Consider the following 652-nt stretch of genomic DNA (forward strand, 5'->3'; position numbering starts at 1 on the left):
CTCCACTCCCTCCCCCCAGAACTGGTGCTGGGCGACGTAGCCGCCCGCATGACGCGCCACTTCGCCCCGCTGGAAGCCAAGGCCCACAAGGACTCCGTAGCCGCCCTCGACAACAAGCGCTACTTCTCCTTGCTGAACTCGATCGACTCACTGCTGGCCACACCTCCACTCACGGCACTGGCCTCGGGCAAAGCGAAGGACGTCCTCCCCCGCCTGGTCGAAAAGGCCCGCCACCGCCTGGACGTCCGAGTAGAAACAGCCCTGGCAGCCCGCGACGGCGACGAACCTCTCCACGAGGCCCGCAAAGCAGCCAAACGCCTCCGCTACTCGGCCGAAGTAGCCGAACCGGCCCTGGGCAAGCACGCCAAGGCCCTCCGCAAGCGAGCCAAGGACGTCCAAACACTCCTAGGCGAACACCAGGACTCGGTGGTGGCCCGCCCCGTCCTCCTGAACCTGGGCCGTGGCGACGAGAACGGCTTCACCTTCGGCCTCCTCTACGGCAAGGAAGTAGAACTGGCCCACAAAACAGAAGCCGAACTCCCAGCCCTCTGGAACAAGCTGAGCAAGGAACACCTCTAGACACGACGGCCAGCGGCCTGGGTCTACCCACCCGCCGAAGGCGGCACCAAGCGATGCCGAAGGCGAGCAGTAC

Annotated in this window: 1 protein-coding gene; it reads left to right on the forward strand. The window is 65.6% G+C overall.

The features are described 5' to 3' along the window. A partial coding sequence (locus UK23_RS24760) for a CHAD domain-containing protein (RefSeq protein WP_045314016.1) occupies window positions 1-579 on the forward strand: 579 nt, incomplete at its 5' end. Between the last annotated feature and the right edge of the window lie 73 nt (window positions 580-652).

Source organism: Lentzea aerocolonigenes, assembly GCF_000955955.1.
Classification (GTDB): Bacteria; Actinomycetota; Actinomycetes; order Mycobacteriales; family Pseudonocardiaceae; genus Lentzea; species Lentzea aerocolonigenes_A.